A 17,214-nucleotide genomic window follows, 5' to 3' on the forward strand; every position below is an offset into this window, starting at 1 on the left:
TCACATGACCTATCGTGGCGACGCGTACCGACTAGGGCAGCGCTTGTACCGCCGGGTCGAACGAGAAAGGTTGGCCATTGCTGGCCAGCACGTCCAGCCTGACCAGCGCAAGCGTACGTCCGGTCTGCTGGAAGTAATCCCTCTGGAACGTCTGACCACCGCCCAGCCCGCCCACTGCACCGGCTGCGGGTTTGTAATATGAGTTCAAGCTGTAGAAGAACGCTTCGATCGGCAGCTTGAGTGCAATGTCCTGGGGCCAGGTGTCGATCATGATTTCGTTCCAGCCGGAAAACCCGGGCCGGGTGCGCCGTAAATCCATCATCAGTTGCACGTAGTCGGCCTGTGGCCGAAATGCGCAACTGCCGAAGACGTCGCCCGCGAAACTGGCCGTCCAGTCTGCCACGCTGGCGACGGGTGGGTTGCGTTGTTCGCACCAGCCGCGAAAGGTGCAGGGATAGGTGGTACCGGAATAGTGCGTTGCACCATCGGCCGGAAAAAAGCATCCCGCGCGCAGGGGGTAGGTGGCCGGCGCCGCCAACTCGCGAATCAGGTAGCCCTGCGGCCATACAACGAGCGTGATCGAGGCGTCGCGACGCAAATAGCTGAAGGACACCGCCCCGGCCCCCACCGAGTAGGGGCCGGGGTTCCATGCATGGAAGCTGCCCACCCCAGTAGAGCGCAACAGCACGCCATTGCAATCGAATGCCGAGTTCCCGTTGCGACAACGCATGTCGGTTGCCCCGTAGCGGACGTTGAGCCGTTGGGCGACCCTGTACCCCTCGCTCACCTGGTCGCTCTGGCTGAAGCCGAACACCTGCCCTTGCGCATCGTTGCGCTGCAAACGCAGCACCGGCAGCCAGACACCGGTTGCCTTGAAGTAATCCACCTGGCTGCGCTGGGCCTGCGGCAGGCCACCGGCCTTGAGCGTGTCATAAAACAAGCCCTGCACGGCAACCGCTTGCACGGACGCGCCCGCATCGACCTGCACAACGCCCGGTGACCCTGTCACCTGGGAGCCTTGATAGGGGGTGTTGCGGCCCACGGCAGTCAGCCGATCGAACAACAGATACCCCGACGTGGCGCTGAGCGACGCTGGCGGGCGGTCCTTGCGCAAGAATTCAAAGCGCAAGGTGCTGCTGCCCGGGTCAGTCGATGTCCAGAACGGCCCTGTGAACGTAGCGGGCACGCCGCGCAACAGCACACCACTGCACGAGAATGCGGGGGTGCGCCCGACGCACTGTGCAGGCGTATGGTTGTAGCGGGCGTTGAGTTGTCGAGCGACCTCGACGCCGCCCTCGGCCAGGGCCAATGCGCCGTGACCCGATAGCATCAATGCTACGCATACTCGCCAGATGATCGACATGTTGAGGGCCTCATGTTACGGGATAGGCAGGTCAGACGTTCTGGTCCTGCCGGTCCGGCTTGGGCAGGGGCAGTGGGTTGGCCGCTGTTGCGTCGATTACCGAGTGGCCTGATCGTTCGGGTCGTAGGTGAACAGGCGCCCATCTGTGGGCATCGGGTGCAACTGAAGCAGCGGCAAGGTACGGCCCGTATCGGTGAAGTAATCGGTCTGGAACCGCTTGCCACCTGCCAGGCCATCGCCCCCCAGGTGAGTGGTCCTGCTGTAGAGCAGCGCCTCAAGCGGCAACCCAAGCGGCGCACCGGCGGGCCAGGCAGCTACCATCAATTCATTCCAGCCAAGGCTATCGCTGAGTTGTTGGCGGATCTCGTTGGCCACCCGAAATTGTTGCGCCGCCGTGGAGAACCAACAACTTGAGTGCGGGCTGGCACGGTATCGCGCCAACCATGCAGCTGCCGAATCGATCCCCAGTGAGGCGCACGAAGGCCGAAAGTTGCACATGTCGGCCTGCCCGCCAGTGCCAGCATCGAAGGGGTACACGCACCGTAGAGACAAGGGTGTGGTTGCCGGCGCCGCCGCTTCGCGTATCACCAGCCCCTGCCCCTTGTAGGTGCGCAGCACCTTGGTGTCGGCGCGAAAATAACTGAAGGACACGCCATTGCCGTGTACCGAACTGGGGCTCGGATCCCACGCACGGAAGTTGCCGACATCGGTCGTGCGCAGCAGTACACCACGGCAGTAGAAGGCGCCCCGATTGCCCCGGCAGGTGTCGTCGCCATTGCCGGTGTCGAGGTAGCGTGCGTTGAGCCGTGCCGCCACCCGGTAGCCATTGTCCAGTTGGTCTTGCTGACTGAAACCGAAGACCTGCCCCTGTGGTTCGTCAAGCTGCAAGCGCAGTACCGGCAGCCATGTACCGGTGACCTGGAAGTAATCGCGCTGGCTGTTCTGTGCGCGCAACAGACTGCCGGCTTGCCCGGTGTCATAGAACACGCCCTGGATGGCGAGTTGCCCGGGCGCCTGCGCATTCCAGCCGTTCACCACCACCTCGCTCAGGTTGGCCGCTGTCTGAGTGGCCTGGTACGGCTTGCCGTGGGCCAGCGCCGTAAAGCGATCAAACAGCAAGAACCCCGCGCCCGAGCCCAACGTCGTCGGCACATGGTCTTTGCGCACAAAGCTGAAGCGCATGTCAGTGCCTTCGGCGGCGCCAGGCACCCAGAACTTCTCGGCCTGGTTGGGCATCAGCGTGCGCAGCACGATGCCGCTGCAGGCAAAGGCGGGTGCGCGCCCCACGCACTGGGGCGCGGTGCTGGCGTAGCGCGCATTCAGCAGCGCAGCGGTTTGTGCCCCCCCGAGGGCGTGCGCTGCACCCTGTACAAGGCACAAGGTGCAGCCCAGGCACAGTAAACGCATCAGGCTCTTCATTGTCGACTCCCTGGCCGCGTGGCCCACCGATCAGCGAATACCGGCCGGATAGGCCAGATCGTACTCGCTCGCATACCCGGCGGTGACCAGGTCGTCGTACATGTCCAGGTACACCGCCGTGCCGGCCCCCACCGCCTGCCCCCAGATCCAGTACGGGTTGAGGTCGTAGGTTTTGGCGAATGTGCCGGGTGCCAGCGAATACAGCTTCAGCATCACCCGAAAGTCCTGCTCGGTCGGCACGCTGTAGCCCCCGGCACTGGCCAGCGCCTGTGCCTGGGCCCAGGTGGACTTGTCCTGCGTGCTGAGCAGTTGCAGTTGACGTACTCCACGCACCGTCAGCGTGTAACTGGATGACGTACCCGCCGCAGTTGTGGCAGTGATGGTGACACTGCCATTGCCCCATACCGAAACCTGGCCATTGGCATCGACCCTGGCCATCGCATCGTTATCGCTGGTGTACTGCTGAGCACCGGGTTGCACGCGGGTAAATTGCGCATATGTGGGGATGGTGGGCGGCGGGTGCACCACGCCGTTGGCGTCACTGAACACGATGTAGGGGTGACTGCTCAGGTCCAGTGTCCGCTGTGCACTGAAACCCTCCCTGACCAGCACGGCCACCGCGTCAGAACGTTTGGGCGCCAGGTCTTCCTTCGTCAGGGTGTAATAGACCTGCAGCGTTTTGCCGAGGTTGTCCTTCAGATAGCGCTTTTCGATAGGTAGCGTTACCGATTTGCCGGCATTGCGCTGCGGGACGGGCCAGGCCACCGAGGCAAGCGTCTGGCCTTGCACATCGGCGAGGTATATGGTGAGTGTGTTCTGGGCCAGCACCACCGTTTCATCGACGCCGACACCGTCAACAGTGATGTTCAAGCCAGCCTCGGGCACCTGTTGCGGGTCTAGCGCGTTGCCCTGCAGCCCTGCAATCCGAGGCAGCTGCAGGTTGGGGTCGACGGCGTTCTGGGCAGTGTCGGCAAGGGCGTTGACCATGCCCAGGCAGACGTACAGCAACAGGGCCAGCGATGTGTTTATGGCTGATCTCATGAAAAGGTTGCTCCCTGGCGTGGCTTCATCAGGCCCCGGTAATGCCCACTGCATAGCCTTTTTGGGTGGCATCGACGCTGGTGACGCCCTGCGTTTCGAAATCGAAGAACGTCACGTTGCCTGCGTTGTCCGGCCCCCCCAGCAGGCCGTTGCCGGGCAGTTTCAGGTACTGCCCAATGCCTGGGTCGAGTTGTGCGTACAGGTCATTGAAACGACGGAAGTCGTCGGCATTGGGCAGGCGAAACCCAGGTAGGGCCTCAACGATGCGTGCAGCACCGGCTGCATCCAGGTCGGGCTGCGCGCTCAGCAGGTTCAGTTCCCTGACGCCGCGGATACTCAGCGTATAGCTGGCCAAGGGCGTACCCGCAGCGTCCACCGCCGTGATGGTCAGCGGTGGCTCGGCTGGGGAATTGCCAAGGATGCTCACCCTGCCACTGGCATCCACGCTGGCCACGTCAGGGGCACTGCTGATATAGCCCGCCGCTTGCGACAGCGCGCGTGTGAACTGTGCGTACGCCGGGGTTCTGGGAGGCGGTATGAGTGTCATGTACGAGTTGTAGAACACAAGGTGGTTGTCGGCCGCCAGGTCGAGCTCCATGGGCGCGTCAAAACTGTCCTTGACGGTAAACGGTAGCACTGCCGATTGCACCGGCGGCACGCCTTCCTTGGTAAGCGTGTAATAGGTCTTCAGCGGCTTGTCCAGATAGTCGCGAAACCACTCCAGTGCAATGTCCCATGTAGCGATTCTGTCTCGGTTCGGCACGGGCATGACGCCGGAATAGATGAGCGCTCCCCCCTCATCGCGCACGAACAGCTCCAGCGTGCTGCCGAACCAAGTTTTCTTGCTATTGACACTTACCCAGGCCTTGCCATTGGGGTCGAAAGCCAGTGCGCCGTTGTTCAGGGCATCGATCGTAGGTGCGGCGTAATCGGTCATGTCGTCAAACTCCTGCAAGTATGCACCCGACGCCTTGCTGCGTCGGGAGCGGGGCATATCAGCGAGGCAGATCAGGCATTCGGCAGTGTGCGCAGCCATTCCTCGTCGGCCGTGGCTGCGACGTTGGTGGCGCCCACCTTGTGCCCAGTCGTCACCAGGCCACTCAGTGCAGGCTGCACCGACGTACTGTCGCCACCGCCCAAGGCCTGGCCCCAGGTCACCACACGCCCGTCGGAAGTCAGCGCCGTGAACCCGTTGGAGTTGGCGTACACCGCACGCACATTGGTCAACTGGCCAACCACTCGACTGGTGTCACCGCCAGCCTCTGCTCGCCCCCAGGCCACGACGGTGCCGTTGCTGCGCAATGCCGCGAATGCCCACGCACTGCCCGTGACCTGCACGATGTCGGACAGTTGTGCCACCGCTGCCGGTACCGTGCCGCCATTGGCAGTGTTGCCCCATGCCACCACCCGCCCATTGCGCCGCCGCGCACAGAACGCATGCCAGGTGGTGGACACTTCAAGCACATCGGTCAACCCTGCGATCTCCGCCGGTACTGTGCCGCCGTGGCTGGCTGCGCCCCAGGCCACTACTTGACCGGTCGAGCGCAAGGCACTGAATGCCTGCGCAGTTGCCCCCTCCAGGGATTCCACATCGGTAAGGGTGGCAATGGCGAGCGGTACTGTGCCGCCGTAGCCGGCGTTACCCCAGGCGACGATTCGCTTGTTGCTGCGCCGCGCGGCAAACGCTGCAAAGTTGCCTTTGACGTAGATGATGTCGGTCAGTGCGCCAATGTCACTCGGCAAGGTGCCACCGTTTGCCGCACTGCCCCAGGCCACCAGTTGGCCATTGGCTTTTTGTGCAGCGAATGCGGTGCCGGCACCGTACACGGCGGTGTAACCGGCCTGGCCGATGATGGCAGGCGGGATATCGGCACCATTGGGCAGCGAGCCCCAGCCGCTGAGGCGGCCGTCGCGCTTGCGGCCCACGAACGCCACGGAGTTGCTGCGCACCTCGACGAAGTCCCCGGTTTCATTGGCACGCAGGGTCCCGCCCTCGGCGGCATTGCCCCAGCCCACCACAAAGCCGTTGGCCCGACGCGCCGCATAGGCACTGCGCGTGCAACTGATCTCGACGATATCGTCGAAAGTGATCAGGGTTGGCGGAATACTGGCCCCGTGTGCGGCACTGCCCCAGCCCACCATGTCGCGAACGCCACCGTCGCGTTCGTCGCGCAAGGCCACGAACGCTGCACTGCCGTTAACGGTGGCATCGTTGCCGTTGCCGATGATATTGGCGGGGTTGAGCTCCACTTCATCCGATTGGGTACGCACCCGCAGCGGTTTCCAGGGCTGACGGTCGAACCAGGTGGTGCCTGCGGTCCAGCTCGTCTCGTCCTTGTAGCGCCATTCGGCCAGAATGGGTTGCAGGGTCTGGCGATTGAAGGCGCTGAGGATGCGTGAGGTGCTTGACGCACGATAGGTGCTCGCCCCGTACCGGGCGCCGAAAATGCGCAGCTCACCGGTGCCGATCACGCGGTTGACCAGATAGACGTTCACCGGCGAGTTCTCGACCGGCACGCCGCTGGCGCGTACCACGGAATACTTGAGCTTGATCGACTGACGGTTGCTCGCATTGATGGTGGCGTAAGGCACAGTGATGCGCAGGGCCTTTTCCTCGGCGCCAGCAGCGATCGTCACAACCTGGGAGAAGTTGCCTGACGACACGGGGCTTTCGACCGTCACCGTGACCTTGTCCCCGCGCTTGAAATGCGCGACAGCATCGACCAGTACCGTTGCCCCTTTGGACACATCGTCCGGGTTCAACTGCTGGCCAGCGGTGGCCTCGACGAATACTGGAAGCGGCAAGGGGGCCTGCTGTACCCGCAGGTTGACGGTACCCGAGTACTGCTCGCTGCCGTCGAAGCGGTACACCATGTAGAACACCCGCACAGCGTTGTTTATGTTTGCCTCGACGAACTTGGCAGGTACCTGCATGCGGATTTCTGCGACCTGATCGGAAAGCGTCATATAGGATATCTGGGTCTTGCCGCCCATTCCGTCGCCGTCCCAGTCCAGCAGTACCTCGTCGCCATACTTGAGCTGTGCGCCCAGCGGGATCAGTACCGTGGCATCACCTGCTGGCGTGAGCATGCCATTGTTTGCACCTTCAACGATCGGGTCCGGCAAGGGCGTGCTTTGTTCGGCACGCTTGAGCGACAACGGCGCCGACACCCGGGTCGGCTGGTGGGTCTCGATCACCTGGTAGGTGACCTGCGCGCGCCCCGTGAGCGTAGTGCTCCAGTCCCCATGGGGAATATGGAAGACCACCGTTTTGCCGACGTTGCGCGAGGTGATCTTCATTTCGTCGTAGATGCACTTGCCCCCTTCATCGCACCACTGCGCCTGAACCGTCTGGCCGATTCGCATGTCGGTGTAAGGCGCAATCTCGATGGTGACCTCGTCGACAGTGTTCGGGTCCAGTTCGCCATCCTGCGCTTGGGGGCAGTACGGTGCGGGAAGCTCCAACTGCGCCTGGCCGACCTGCACGCCAAGCGGGGTCGACTCAAGCGGCTTGCCGAGGCCCTCGCGGACAACCTGGTAGCTGACTTCCAGGGTCCCGCCATTGAGCGGCTTGAGGTTCGCTGCCCCATCGACCTTGAACTCGATATCCTTGCCTACCATGGCGGTGGTTACCGGTCGCGTGGCGGTGTAGGTCAACGGGCTGCCATCCGACCGCAGGCCACGCCAGGTGATCGTCACACTGTCGCCATACTCAAGCTGGGCTTGCTTGGGCACCACCACCGTGGCCATTTGAAGGGTCGGCTGCAACACCCCGTCGACAGCCTCGCTGATCGAAGGCGGGGGCAACTGCACATTGCTGCCGATCAGGTCGATGCCGGCGCGCTTGGAGACAAGTTGTGCGCTGCCTTTGCGCGCGACGGTATACCAGGCCCGCGCAAAGCCCTGCGCCAATGCCTTGACCTGCGCATTGGGGATGGTAAAGGTCAGTACATCGGGCAGCCGGCTTTTGACCGTCTGGGCGGCAGGCGTGTAGGTGATCACCTGCCCCTGTGCGGTGGTACCGACCCACGTCAGTGTGACCACATCGTTGGGTTTGAGGCGACCACTGCGCTCGGCCCACACCAGCACGTCCACACCCTCGCCATTCAGCGCGCCTACATCGATCGGGTCGCCGGGGGCGGCGTCCGGATCGGGGTTGACGATCTCCGGGGCCTCAAGTTTGTCCGGGTCGAGCTCGACACTGACGTAACCGCGCAGCGACCAGTCGCTGCTGACGTTGATCACTTCGTCATAGATGCGGTAGACCAGTACCGTCTCGTCGCTGTCGCCCGCCTCGCGGATCTTGTCCTCGCTGACGCCGATCACGATATCCATGCCTTCTTCGCCAGGCAGTACCATGCGCTCGACAAACACCCCCCCCCCAACTGAACTGGATGGTGTCGTAGGCGCGCATGTTCGGGTACGCCGGCACGATCACGTTCATCCCGAGTGCCGGCTCGCCGTCTTCCCCCACGATCTCCTGGAAGTCTTCCTCGTGCACGATCTTGTCGGCTGGCGGGTTGACCAGTTGCGGTGGCAGCAGGTTGTAATGCCCGGGACGGTCCGGCTGCGGGTCGTTGCCGCCAGGCGCCACCAGGCGCACCAGCACCTTGAGCGTCAGCGAGGTTTCCTTGTTGGTCGCCCCCGCACGCGTCACCACAAAGAACAGGTCGCGAATGCCGGCCAGCACTTTTTTCGCCGGGATGTAGAACTCGATGTTGTTGCCCACCTGGTCGGCGAGCACCGAGAACCTGACGGCAGCAACCCGCGGGTCACCGAAGAAGACTTCGATCGCATCGCCGGCCTTCATCTGATCGTACGGCTGCACGACACACAGCAACCCGCGAACCGAGTTGACCATGTCCTTGTTCACGCCCACCTGGGCACCCGGGGTATAGATGGGCGTCACATAACCAGGAATGTAGATACGTTGCAGCGCCTGCGTGCCTGCCGCGAACATGCTGAACCTCGGGGCTGGCTCGGCAAATATGGCATTGAAGCTGTCGATCAGTTGCTGGACGTTCGAGATAGGCGTGGATGCATCGGTCGTCATGTGCGTTTCTCCAATCCGGGGGGGCCGAGGACTTTATCGACTGGCATGGGCTGTGACGGATTGAAAGAGAAAAAGGGGGAGCCGCACAACTGACAGAAATATCAGGTAGGCGTACAGGCCAAGCGCAACGGGGGGGAGAAATCAGCAGCCAATTGCGCTAGGCTGGACCTTTATCCAACAGGAGCATTTTCCATGGCAAAAGCCACCGCCCGTCACATCCTTGTCGCCAGCGAAGACAAGTGCAACGAACTCAAGGCCCAGATCGAAGGCGGCGCCGACTTCGCCGAAATCGCCAAGGCCAACTCCACCTGCCCGTCCAGCCGCCAAGGCGGTGACCTGGGCTCGTTCGGCCCCGGCCAGATGGTCAAGGAATTCGATACCGTGGTGTTCAGCGCCCCGGTGAACACCGTGCAAGGGCCAGTGAAAACCCAGTTCGGCTACCACCTGCTGGAAGTGACCAGCCGCCAGGACTGACCGGCCTTGGCCGCACTTGCCGGCCGTGTCGTGGGTGAGCCTGCTCCTGTGAGAGCGGGCTTGCCCAGGGTTTTCTTGCTGGCATTTCTGCTGTTCCCCTGCCAACCCTCGTTCGCCGCCCCCGCCCCCGCCCCCGGCCACGCCCTCACCGTCTACGGTGAAGCCCCACGCTACCCCGCCTCGTTCAACCATTTCGACTACGTCAACCCGCATGCCCCCAAAGGCGGCAGCCTGCGTCGCTCGGCGCTGGAAATCGGCGGCTTCGACCACGTGCTGCCGTACATCGACAAAGGCACCGGGGTCAGTGAAGTGGACGGCTGGTTGTATGCGCCGCTGGCGATTCGCTCACTGGACGAGCCGTACACCGTGTATGGCCTGATCGCGCAAAAGCTCGAGCGCAGCAGCGACGGCCTGTCGCTGCGTGTCTACATCGACCCACGTGCGCGTTTTGCCGATGGCCAGCCGGTGCGCGCCGACGATGTACGCTTCACCTACGACCTGCTGCTGCGCGAAGGCAATCTCAAGTACCGTACACAGTTTGCCGATGTGGCTGGCGTGGTAGTCGAGTCGCCCCTGCAGGTGCGTTTCGACTTCAAGAGCAACCAGAACCGTACCCTGGCACTGGACCTGGCTTCGCTGCCGGTATTGCCGCAGCATGGGCTCGACGATCAGGCATTCGCCAACGGTGGCGGCTTCGACGCCCTGCTGGGCAGCGGCCCCTACCGCATAGCACGGGTCGACAACGGGCGCAGCATCACCTTCGAACGCAACCGCGACTGGTGGGCACGCGACCTGCCGGTCAACCGCGGGCGCTACAATTTCGACCAGTTGAAGATCGAATACTTCGGTGACACCGATGTGGCCCGCCAGGTACTGCGCGGCGGCGGTTACGACTACAACCGCGAGTTCTCCGCCACCGGCTTCTCGATCGGCTACAACGGGCCGGCCCTGGACGACGGGCGCCTGCAGCGCGCGCACCTGGCCCGCGAGGCGCCGCAGAATGCCCAGGGCTATGTGTTCAACCTGCAACGCCCGTTGTTCCAGGACCGTCGCGTGCGCCAGGCGCTGGGCCTGCTGTGGGACTTCGAGTGGAGCAACCGGCAGATGATGCGCAACCTGTACATTCGCCAGCAGAGCTTCTTCGCCAACAGCGTACTGGCCGCCCGCGCCCTGCCCGACAACAAAGAGCTGGCCCTGCTCGAAGCGCTGCGCGGGCAGGTGCCGGGCGAGGTGTTCGAGCGGGTATTCGAGGCGCCGCGCACCGATGGCTCGGGGCTGATTCGCGACAAGCAGCTACAGGCCCTGGACCTCTTGCAGCAAGCCGGCTGGCGCCCGCAAGGCGATCACCTGGTCAATGCCAGGGGCGAGCCGCTGAGCTTCACCTTTCTCAATGGTCAATCAGGGCTTGAGCGCCTGCTGCTGCCATGGAAGCGCAGCCTGGCGCAGATCGGCATCACCCTGGAAATCCGCCGCATCGACGCTGCCCAGTACGTCAACCGCCTGATGGCGCGCGACTACGACATGATCGTCACCGGCTACCCGGTGTCGCCCTCGCCGGGCCTGGAGCTGTACAGCTACTTCGGCTCGGCCGCCGCCAGCGCGCCTGGTTCGAACAACTACATGGCCCTGCAGGATCCGGCGGTGGACCGCCTGATCGACGGTCTGGTCAAGGCCGACAGCCAGCCCGACATGCTGCGCCATGCGCATGCCCTTGACCGGGTGCTGCAGTGGAATTACTACTGGATACCCAATTACTACCCGCCCGGCAGCTCGACCGTGTGGTGGAACCGCTTTGGCCTGCCCAAGGTGCAGGCCAGCAATGACCCGGCGCTGGACACCTGGTGGGAGGTCAGCCCTACCCCGCTGACAAATGCGCAAATGGCCGAACGCCTGAAGGGGGCGCCATGACGGCCTACCTGCTGCGCCGGCTGTTGCTGATATTCCCTACCCTGCTGATCATCCTGCTGGTGAACTTCGCGATCATCCAGGCCGCGCCCGGTGGCCCGGTGGAGCAAGCCGTGGCGCGTCTGCAAGGCATCGGCAGCAGTGCACCGGGGGCCGGCAGCGACACGCTGCACACAGGCTCCCGGGCCAGCCGCGGGCTGGACCCCAAGCTGCTGGAAACCATCAAGCGCCAGTACGGCTTCGACAAGTCCGCCCCCGAGCGCCTGTGGCTGATGCTCGCCAGCTACGCCCGGCTGGATTTTGGCAACAGCTTCTTTCGCGGCGCCAAGGTCACCGACCTGATCCTGGACAAGCTGCCGGTCACCCTGTCGCTGGGCGTGTGGGCGACGCTGATCACCTACCTGGTGTCGATCCCGCTGGGCATTCGCAAGGCGATACGCCACGGCAGTGCCTTCGATGCCTGGAGCAGTGCGCTGATCGTGGTCGGCTACGCGCTGCCGGCATTTCTGTTCGCCCTGTTGCTGATCGTGCTGTTCGCCGGAGGCACCTCGCTCAACTGGTTCCCGGTGCGCGGGCTGGTGTCGGAAAACTTTGCCCAGTTGAGCCTGCTCGGCAAGCTGGCCGATTACTTCTGGCACCTGGTGCTGCCGGTGGGCTCGCTGGTGATCGGCGGGTTCGCCACCCTGACCCTGCTGACCAAGAACGCCTTCCTCAACGAGATCACCCGCCAGTACGTGGTGACCGCCCGGGCCAAGGGCCTGAGCGAGCGCCGGGTGCTGTACGGCCATGTGTTTCGCAATGCGATGCTGCTGGTGGTGGCCGGCATCCCGCAGGCGCTGATCTCGGTGTTCTTCGCCGGTTCGCTGCTGATCGAGGTGATCTTCTCCCTCGACGGGCTGGGCCGCATGAGCTACGAGGCCGCTGTGTCGCGGGACTACCCGGTGGTGTTCGGCTCGCTGTTCATCTTTACGCTGTTCGGCCTGTTGATCCGCCTGCTGGGGGACCTGTGCTACACGGTGGTCGACCCGCGCATCGACTTTGCCACGAGGCGCCACTGATGCGGCGCCTTTCGCCCCTGTCCAGGCGCCGGCTGGCGAACTTCAGGCGCAACCGGCGCGGCTGGTTTTCGCTGTGGGCATTCGGCGTACTGTTGCTGCTGAGCCTGGGCGCGGAGCTGGTGGCCAATGACAAGCCGCTGCTGCTCGGTTACCAGGGCAGCCTGTACTTCCCCGCCTTCACCCGCTACACCGAGCAGCAGTTTGGCGGCCAGCTGCCGTTCCAGCCTGACTACCGCAGCCAGTACGTACGCCAACTGATCGAGGGCCAGGGCGGCTGGATGCTGTTCGCGCCCATCCCCTTCAGTGCCGACACCCCCAACTACGACCTGCAGGTGCCCACCCCCAGCCCACCCACCACGAGCAATTGGCTGGGCACCGACGACCAGGCCCGCGACGTGCTGGCGCGGGTCTTGTACGGCACGCGGGTGTCGATCCTGTTCGCGCTGCTGCTGACGGCGATCAGCACCATCATCGGTGTGACCGCCGGGGCCCTGCAGGGTTATCACGGCGGCTGGGTCGACCTGCTCGGGCAGCGCCTGCTGGAGGTGTGGTCGGGGCTGCCGGTGCTGTACCTGCTGATCATTCTCAGCGGCTTCGTGGAGCCGAACTTCTGGTGGTTGCTGGGGATCATGGCGCTGTTTTCGTGGCTGGCGCTGGTGGACGTGGTGCGCGCCGAGTTCCTGCGCGGGCGCAACCTTGAGTACGTGCAGGCTGCACGGGCACTGGGCTTGCCCGACCGGCTGGTGATCATCCGGCATATCCTGCCCAACGCCATGAACGCCACCCTCACCTACCTGCCGTTCATTCTCACCGGGGCCATCTCGACCCTCACCGCGCTGGACTTTCTCGGCTTCGGCATGCCGGCCGGCAGTGCGTCGCTGGGGGAACTGGTGAACCAGGGCAAGCAGAACCTGCAGGCGCCGTGGCTGGGCTTCACGGCGTTCTTCGCGCTGGCATTGATACTGTCGCTGCTGGTATTTATCGGCGATGCGTTGCGCGAGGCGTTTGATCCACGGGCATAATCGCGGCCTCATTGCAGCGGAGCGGGCCATGCAAGACAGTGACAGCCTCAAGGACTATCAGCGCGTGCGCCAGTTGGCGATCCGTTCGCTGTTCGAAATCATCGAGCAGTCCAGCGAAGGCACGATCATCGTCGATCGTGACGCGCGCATCGTGTGGATGAACCAGCGCTATGCGCGACGTTTTGGCCTGGAGGATGCCAGTGGCGCCATTGGCCAGCCCTGCGAAAGCGTGATCCCCGGTAGCCAGATGCGCGAGGTGGTCACTCAGGGCCGGCCGATCCTGCTGGACCTGCTCGACACACCCAAAGAGCCGCTGGTGGTGATGCGCCTGCCGATTCACGACGCTGCGGGGGCGGTCATCGGCGCCATCGGCTTTGCCCTGTTCGATGAACTGCACAGCCTGTCGCCGTTGCTCAGACGCTACGCCAGCATGCAGCAGGAGCTGGCCTCGACCCGCTCGCTGTTGCGGGCGCGCCAGGCCAAGTACAGTTTTGCGCAGTTCATCGGTACCAGTGCGGCGAGCCTTGAGGTCAAGCGCCGCGCACGTCGTGCGGCCAGCAGTGATTCGCCGGTGCTGCTGCTGGGCGAGACCGGCACGGGCAAGGAGTTGCTCGCCCATGCCATCCATGCGGCGTCACCCCGAGCGCACAAGCCCTTCGTCAGCGTCAACAGCGCGGCCATCCCGCACGATTTGCTTGAAGCCGAGTTTTTCGGCACCGCGCCCGGGGCGTTCACCGGTGCTGACCGCAAGGGCCGACCCGGCAAGTTGCAGGTGGCCGACGGCGGTACGTTGTTCCTTGACGAGATTGGCGACATGCCGCTGGCCTTGCAGAGCAAACTGCTGCGGGTGCTGCAGGAGAAAGAGTATGAGCCGGTGGGTTCCAACCAGATGCGGCAGAGCGATGTGCGGGTGATTGCCGCGACGTCGCGTGATCTGGTGGCCGCCATGGCGCGCGGCGAGTTCCGTGCCGACCTGTATTACCGCCTGAATGTGCTGCCGATCGAGGTGCCGCCGTTGCGCGCGCGGCGGGACGATCTGCCCGCCTTGAGCGAGGCGATCCTGGAGGACCTGGGCAGCCGTCACGAGCTTGACCACGCTGCGCAGGTGCTGCTGGCTCGGCATGCCTGGCCGGGCAATATCCGTGAGCTGCGCAATGTGCTGGAGCGGGCCACGCTGATGGCGGATCAGCAGTTGCTGAGTGCGGTGCAGGTGCAGTCGGCGCTGGGGGAATTGACGCCGGTGGCGCTTGAGGCGCCCGTGCTCGACTACAAGCAGGCGTGTGCGGCGTTCGAGCGCCAGTTGCTGCAAAACGCCCTGGCCCGCTGTGCCGGCAATGTGCCGCAGGCGGCGCGGGAGTTGGGGTTGGGGCGCTCGACGCTGTACAAGAAGTTGGTTGCGCTGGGGATTCAGTCTCAATAAAGAGACATTCATCTCAAACAAGAGACGAGCAGTGCGGCAGCACCCTCTTGATCTGGCGTGAGCCTTTGCTGGCTCAGTTGAGATCACAGCAGTCTCCAAATAGAGACAAGGCAAGGGTAATTTCAACCAAAAAACAAATTAACCATTACAAATCAATAACTTAAAAACATGGCACGATCCTCGCTATCTCCTGCGCACCCACAAAAACAAGATGCACCCAAGGAGACACTCGATGAGTGTGATCATTGCCCTGGCAGCCCTGGCGCTGCTGATGCTGGCCGCCTACCGTGGCTACAGCGTCATCCTCTTCGCCCCCATCGCCGCCCTCGGCGCAGTACTGCTGACCGACCCCAGCGCCGTCGCCCCCGCCTTCACCGGGGTGTTCATGGAGAAAATGGTCGGCTTCATCAAGCTGTACTTCCCCGTGTTCCTGCTCGGCGCCGTGTTCGGCAAGCTGATCGAACTGTCCGGCTTCTCGCGCTCCATTGTCGCCGCCGCAATCCGCCTGCTCGGCACGCGCCAGGCCATGCTGGTGATCGTGCTGGTGTGCGCGCTGCTGACTTACGGCGGGGTATCGCTGTTCGTGGTGGTGTTTGCCGTGTACCCATTCGCCGCCGAAATGTTTCGCCAGAGCAATATCCCCAAACGGCTCATCCCGGCCACCATCGCGCTGGGCGCGTTCTCCTTCACCATGGACGCCCTGCCCGGTACCCCGCAGATCCAGAACATCATCCCCAGCACGTTCTTCAATACCACCGCCTGGGCTGCGCCGTGGCTGGGGCTGATCGGCACGCTGTTCGTGTTCTGCACCGGCATGCTGTACCTGCAACGCCAGCGCAACAAGGCGCAACGCGCCGGGGAAGGATACGGCACGGACCTGCGCAACGAGCCGGAAACCGCCGCCGACCTGACCCTGCCCCACCCGTTGCTGGCTCTCTCGCCGCTGCTGCTGGTGGGCGTGATGAACCTGCTGTTCACCCACTGGATCCCCGCCTGGTACGGCAAGACCCATAGCCTGAACCTGCCCGGCATGAGCGCCCCGGTGCAGACCGAGATTGCCAGGCTCACCGCCATCTGGGCCGTTGAAGCCGCCCTGCTGCTGGGTATCGTGCTGGTACTGGTGAGCGCATTCGGCGTCATCCGCACGCGCCTGGCCGAAGGCAGCAAGAGCGCGGTCAATGGCGCCTTGCTGGCCGCCATGAACACCGCATCGGAATACGGTTTCGGCGCAGTGATCGCCTCGCTGCCGGGCTTCCTGATACTGGCCGACGCGTTGCGCAACATCCCCGACCCGCTGGTCAACGAAGCGATCACCGTGACCCTGCTGGCTGGCATTACCGGCTCGGCCTCCGGCGGCATGAGCATTGCGCTGGCGGCGATGGCCGATAGTTTCATCACGGCGGCGCACGCGGCCAACATTCCCCTGGAGGTGCTGCACCGGGTTGCCGCCATGGCCAGTGGCGGCATGGACACGCTGCCGCACAACGGCGCGGTCATCACCCTGCTGGCCGTCACCGGCCTGACCCACCGCGAAGCCTACAAGGACATCTTCGGCATCACGATCATCAAGACCCTGGCAGTCTTCGTGGTCATCGCTACCTTCTACGCTACGGGCATTGTCTGAGGAGCCACACATGAACCTTTCCGGAAAAGTCGCACTGGTTACCGGGTCCACCAGCGGTATCGGCCTGGGCATTGCCCAGGTGCTGGCCGGCGCGGGTGCGGACGTGATTCTCAATGGCTTCGGCGACGCCAGCGCTGCGCTGGCCGAGGTCGGCCGCCACGGCACGCGGGTGGGCCATCACCCAGCCGACCTGGGCTGCGTGGAACAATTGGGCGAGCTGTTCGCCTATGCCGAGCGTGAGTTCGGTGGGGTCGACATTCTCGTCAACAATGCCGGCATCCAGCATGTGGCGCCGGTCGAGGCGTTCCCGGTGGAGCGTTGGGACGCGATCATCGCCCTCAACCTCTCGGCGGTGTTCCACAGCACCCGCCTGGCCTTGCCGGGCATGCGCCAGCGCAACTGGGGGCGCATCGTGAACATTGCCTCGGTGCATGGCCAGGTCGGCTCCGTGGGCAAGGCCGCGTATGTGGCCGCCAAGCACGGCGTGGTGGGCCTGACCAAGGTGGTGGGGCTGGAAACCGCCACCAGCCACATCACCTGCAACGCCATCTGCCCAGGCTGGGTACTCACGCCGCTGGTGCAGAAGCAGATCGACGACCGTGCAGCCGGCGGCATAGAGCCGGCGCAGGCGCAGCACGATCTGCTGGCCGAGAAGCAGCCCTCCCTCGCCTTCGTCACGCCCCAGCACCTGGGTGAACTGGTATTGTTTCTGTGTAGCGACGCCGGTAGCCAGGTGCGTGGCGCGGCCTGGAACATCGATGGCGGCTGGCTGGCCCAATGAAGCGCAGGCACCGCTGACCGGCAAGAACGCCACACCCGAGTGAAAAAGCCATGC

Annotated in this window: 13 protein-coding genes; 7 read left to right on the plus strand and 6 right to left on the minus strand. The window is 63.9% G+C overall.

Annotated elements, in window-relative coordinates:
- Positions 1 to 31: 31 nt before the first annotated feature.
- The 6 genes from KUO17_RS03630 to KUO17_RS03655 all read right to left on the minus strand — a co-directional run bounded on the left by KUO17_RS03630 (position 32) and on the right by KUO17_RS03655 (position 8,876).
- Entirely contained in the window at positions 32 to 1,363 is a 1,332-nt protein-coding gene (locus tag KUO17_RS03630) for a hypothetical protein (protein WP_217973657.1), read from the minus strand.
- 96 nt (positions 1,364 to 1,459) lie between these two features.
- Positions 1,460 to 2,782, minus strand: a complete 1,323-nt coding sequence (locus KUO17_RS03635) for a hypothetical protein (protein WP_217973658.1) — start codon at positions 2,780 to 2,782, stop codon at positions 1,460 to 1,462.
- Between the two features lie 30 nt (positions 2,783 to 2,812).
- Complete coding sequence (locus KUO17_RS03640) at positions 2,813 to 3,823, minus strand: Ig-like domain-containing protein (protein ID WP_217973659.1); 1,011 nt, start codon at positions 3,821 to 3,823, stop codon at positions 2,813 to 2,815.
- Between the two features lie 28 nt (positions 3,824 to 3,851).
- Complete coding sequence (locus KUO17_RS03645) at positions 3,852 to 4,760, minus strand: hypothetical protein (RefSeq protein ID WP_217973660.1); 909 nt, start codon at positions 4,758 to 4,760, stop codon at positions 3,852 to 3,854.
- A 71-nt stretch (positions 4,761 to 4,831) separates the two neighbouring features.
- Positions 4,832 to 8,158, minus strand: a complete 3,327-nt coding sequence (locus KUO17_RS03650) for an RCC1 domain-containing protein (protein ID WP_217973661.1) — start codon at positions 8,156 to 8,158, stop codon at positions 4,832 to 4,834.
- Positions 8,073 to 8,876: a hypothetical protein gene (locus tag KUO17_RS03655; protein ID WP_217973662.1), complete on the minus strand. Its 804-nt coding sequence runs from the start codon at positions 8,874 to 8,876 to the stop codon at positions 8,073 to 8,075. The genes KUO17_RS03650 and KUO17_RS03655 overlap by 86 nt, the downstream gene beginning before the upstream one ends.
- A 192-nt stretch (positions 8,877 to 9,068) precedes the next feature.
- Here KUO17_RS03655 and KUO17_RS03660 point away from each other — a divergent pair, with 192 nt between their 5' ends.
- The 7 genes from KUO17_RS03660 to hbdH all read left to right on the plus strand — a co-directional run bounded on the left by KUO17_RS03660 (position 9,069) and on the right by hbdH (position 17,160).
- On the plus strand, positions 9,069 to 9,350 hold the full coding sequence (locus KUO17_RS03660) for a peptidylprolyl isomerase (protein ID WP_056839673.1): 282 nt from the start codon (positions 9,069 to 9,071) through the stop codon (positions 9,348 to 9,350).
- Positions 9,351 to 9,425: 75 nt separating this feature from the next.
- Positions 9,426 to 11,258, plus strand: coding sequence for an extracellular solute-binding protein (locus KUO17_RS03665; protein ID WP_255263389.1), 1,833 nt, complete (start codon positions 9,426 to 9,428; stop codon positions 11,256 to 11,258).
- Complete coding sequence (locus KUO17_RS03670; RefSeq protein ID WP_217973664.1) at positions 11,255 to 12,313, plus strand: microcin C ABC transporter permease YejB; 1,059 nt, start codon at positions 11,255 to 11,257, stop codon at positions 12,311 to 12,313. Before KUO17_RS03665 ends, KUO17_RS03670 begins: the two co-directional genes overlap by 4 nt.
- Positions 12,313 to 13,335: an ABC transporter permease gene (locus tag KUO17_RS03675; protein WP_217973665.1), complete on the plus strand. Its 1,023-nt coding sequence runs from the start codon at positions 12,313 to 12,315 to the stop codon at positions 13,333 to 13,335. The genes KUO17_RS03670 and KUO17_RS03675 overlap by 1 nt, the downstream gene beginning before the upstream one ends.
- A gap of 28 nt (positions 13,336 to 13,363) precedes the next feature.
- The gene (locus tag KUO17_RS03680; protein WP_217973666.1) at positions 13,364 to 14,755 is read left to right on the plus strand and encodes a sigma-54 interaction domain-containing protein; all 1,392 of its coding nucleotides are present in this window, start codon (positions 13,364 to 13,366) and stop codon (positions 14,753 to 14,755) included.
- Between the two features lie 232 nt (positions 14,756 to 14,987).
- A complete protein-coding gene (locus KUO17_RS03685; protein ID WP_217973667.1) occupies positions 14,988 to 16,379 on the plus strand; it encodes a GntP family permease in 1,392 nt (463 codons plus the stop codon).
- A 10-nt stretch (positions 16,380 to 16,389) separates the two neighbouring features.
- Positions 16,390 to 17,160, plus strand: coding sequence for a 3-hydroxybutyrate dehydrogenase (gene hbdH / locus KUO17_RS03690; RefSeq protein WP_217973668.1), 771 nt, complete (start codon positions 16,390 to 16,392; stop codon positions 17,158 to 17,160).
- Positions 17,161 to 17,214 lie beyond the last annotated feature (54 nt).

This window comes from Pseudomonas aegrilactucae (assembly GCF_019168305.1).
Classification (GTDB): domain Bacteria; phylum Pseudomonadota; class Gammaproteobacteria; order Pseudomonadales; family Pseudomonadaceae; genus Aquipseudomonas; species Aquipseudomonas aegrilactucae.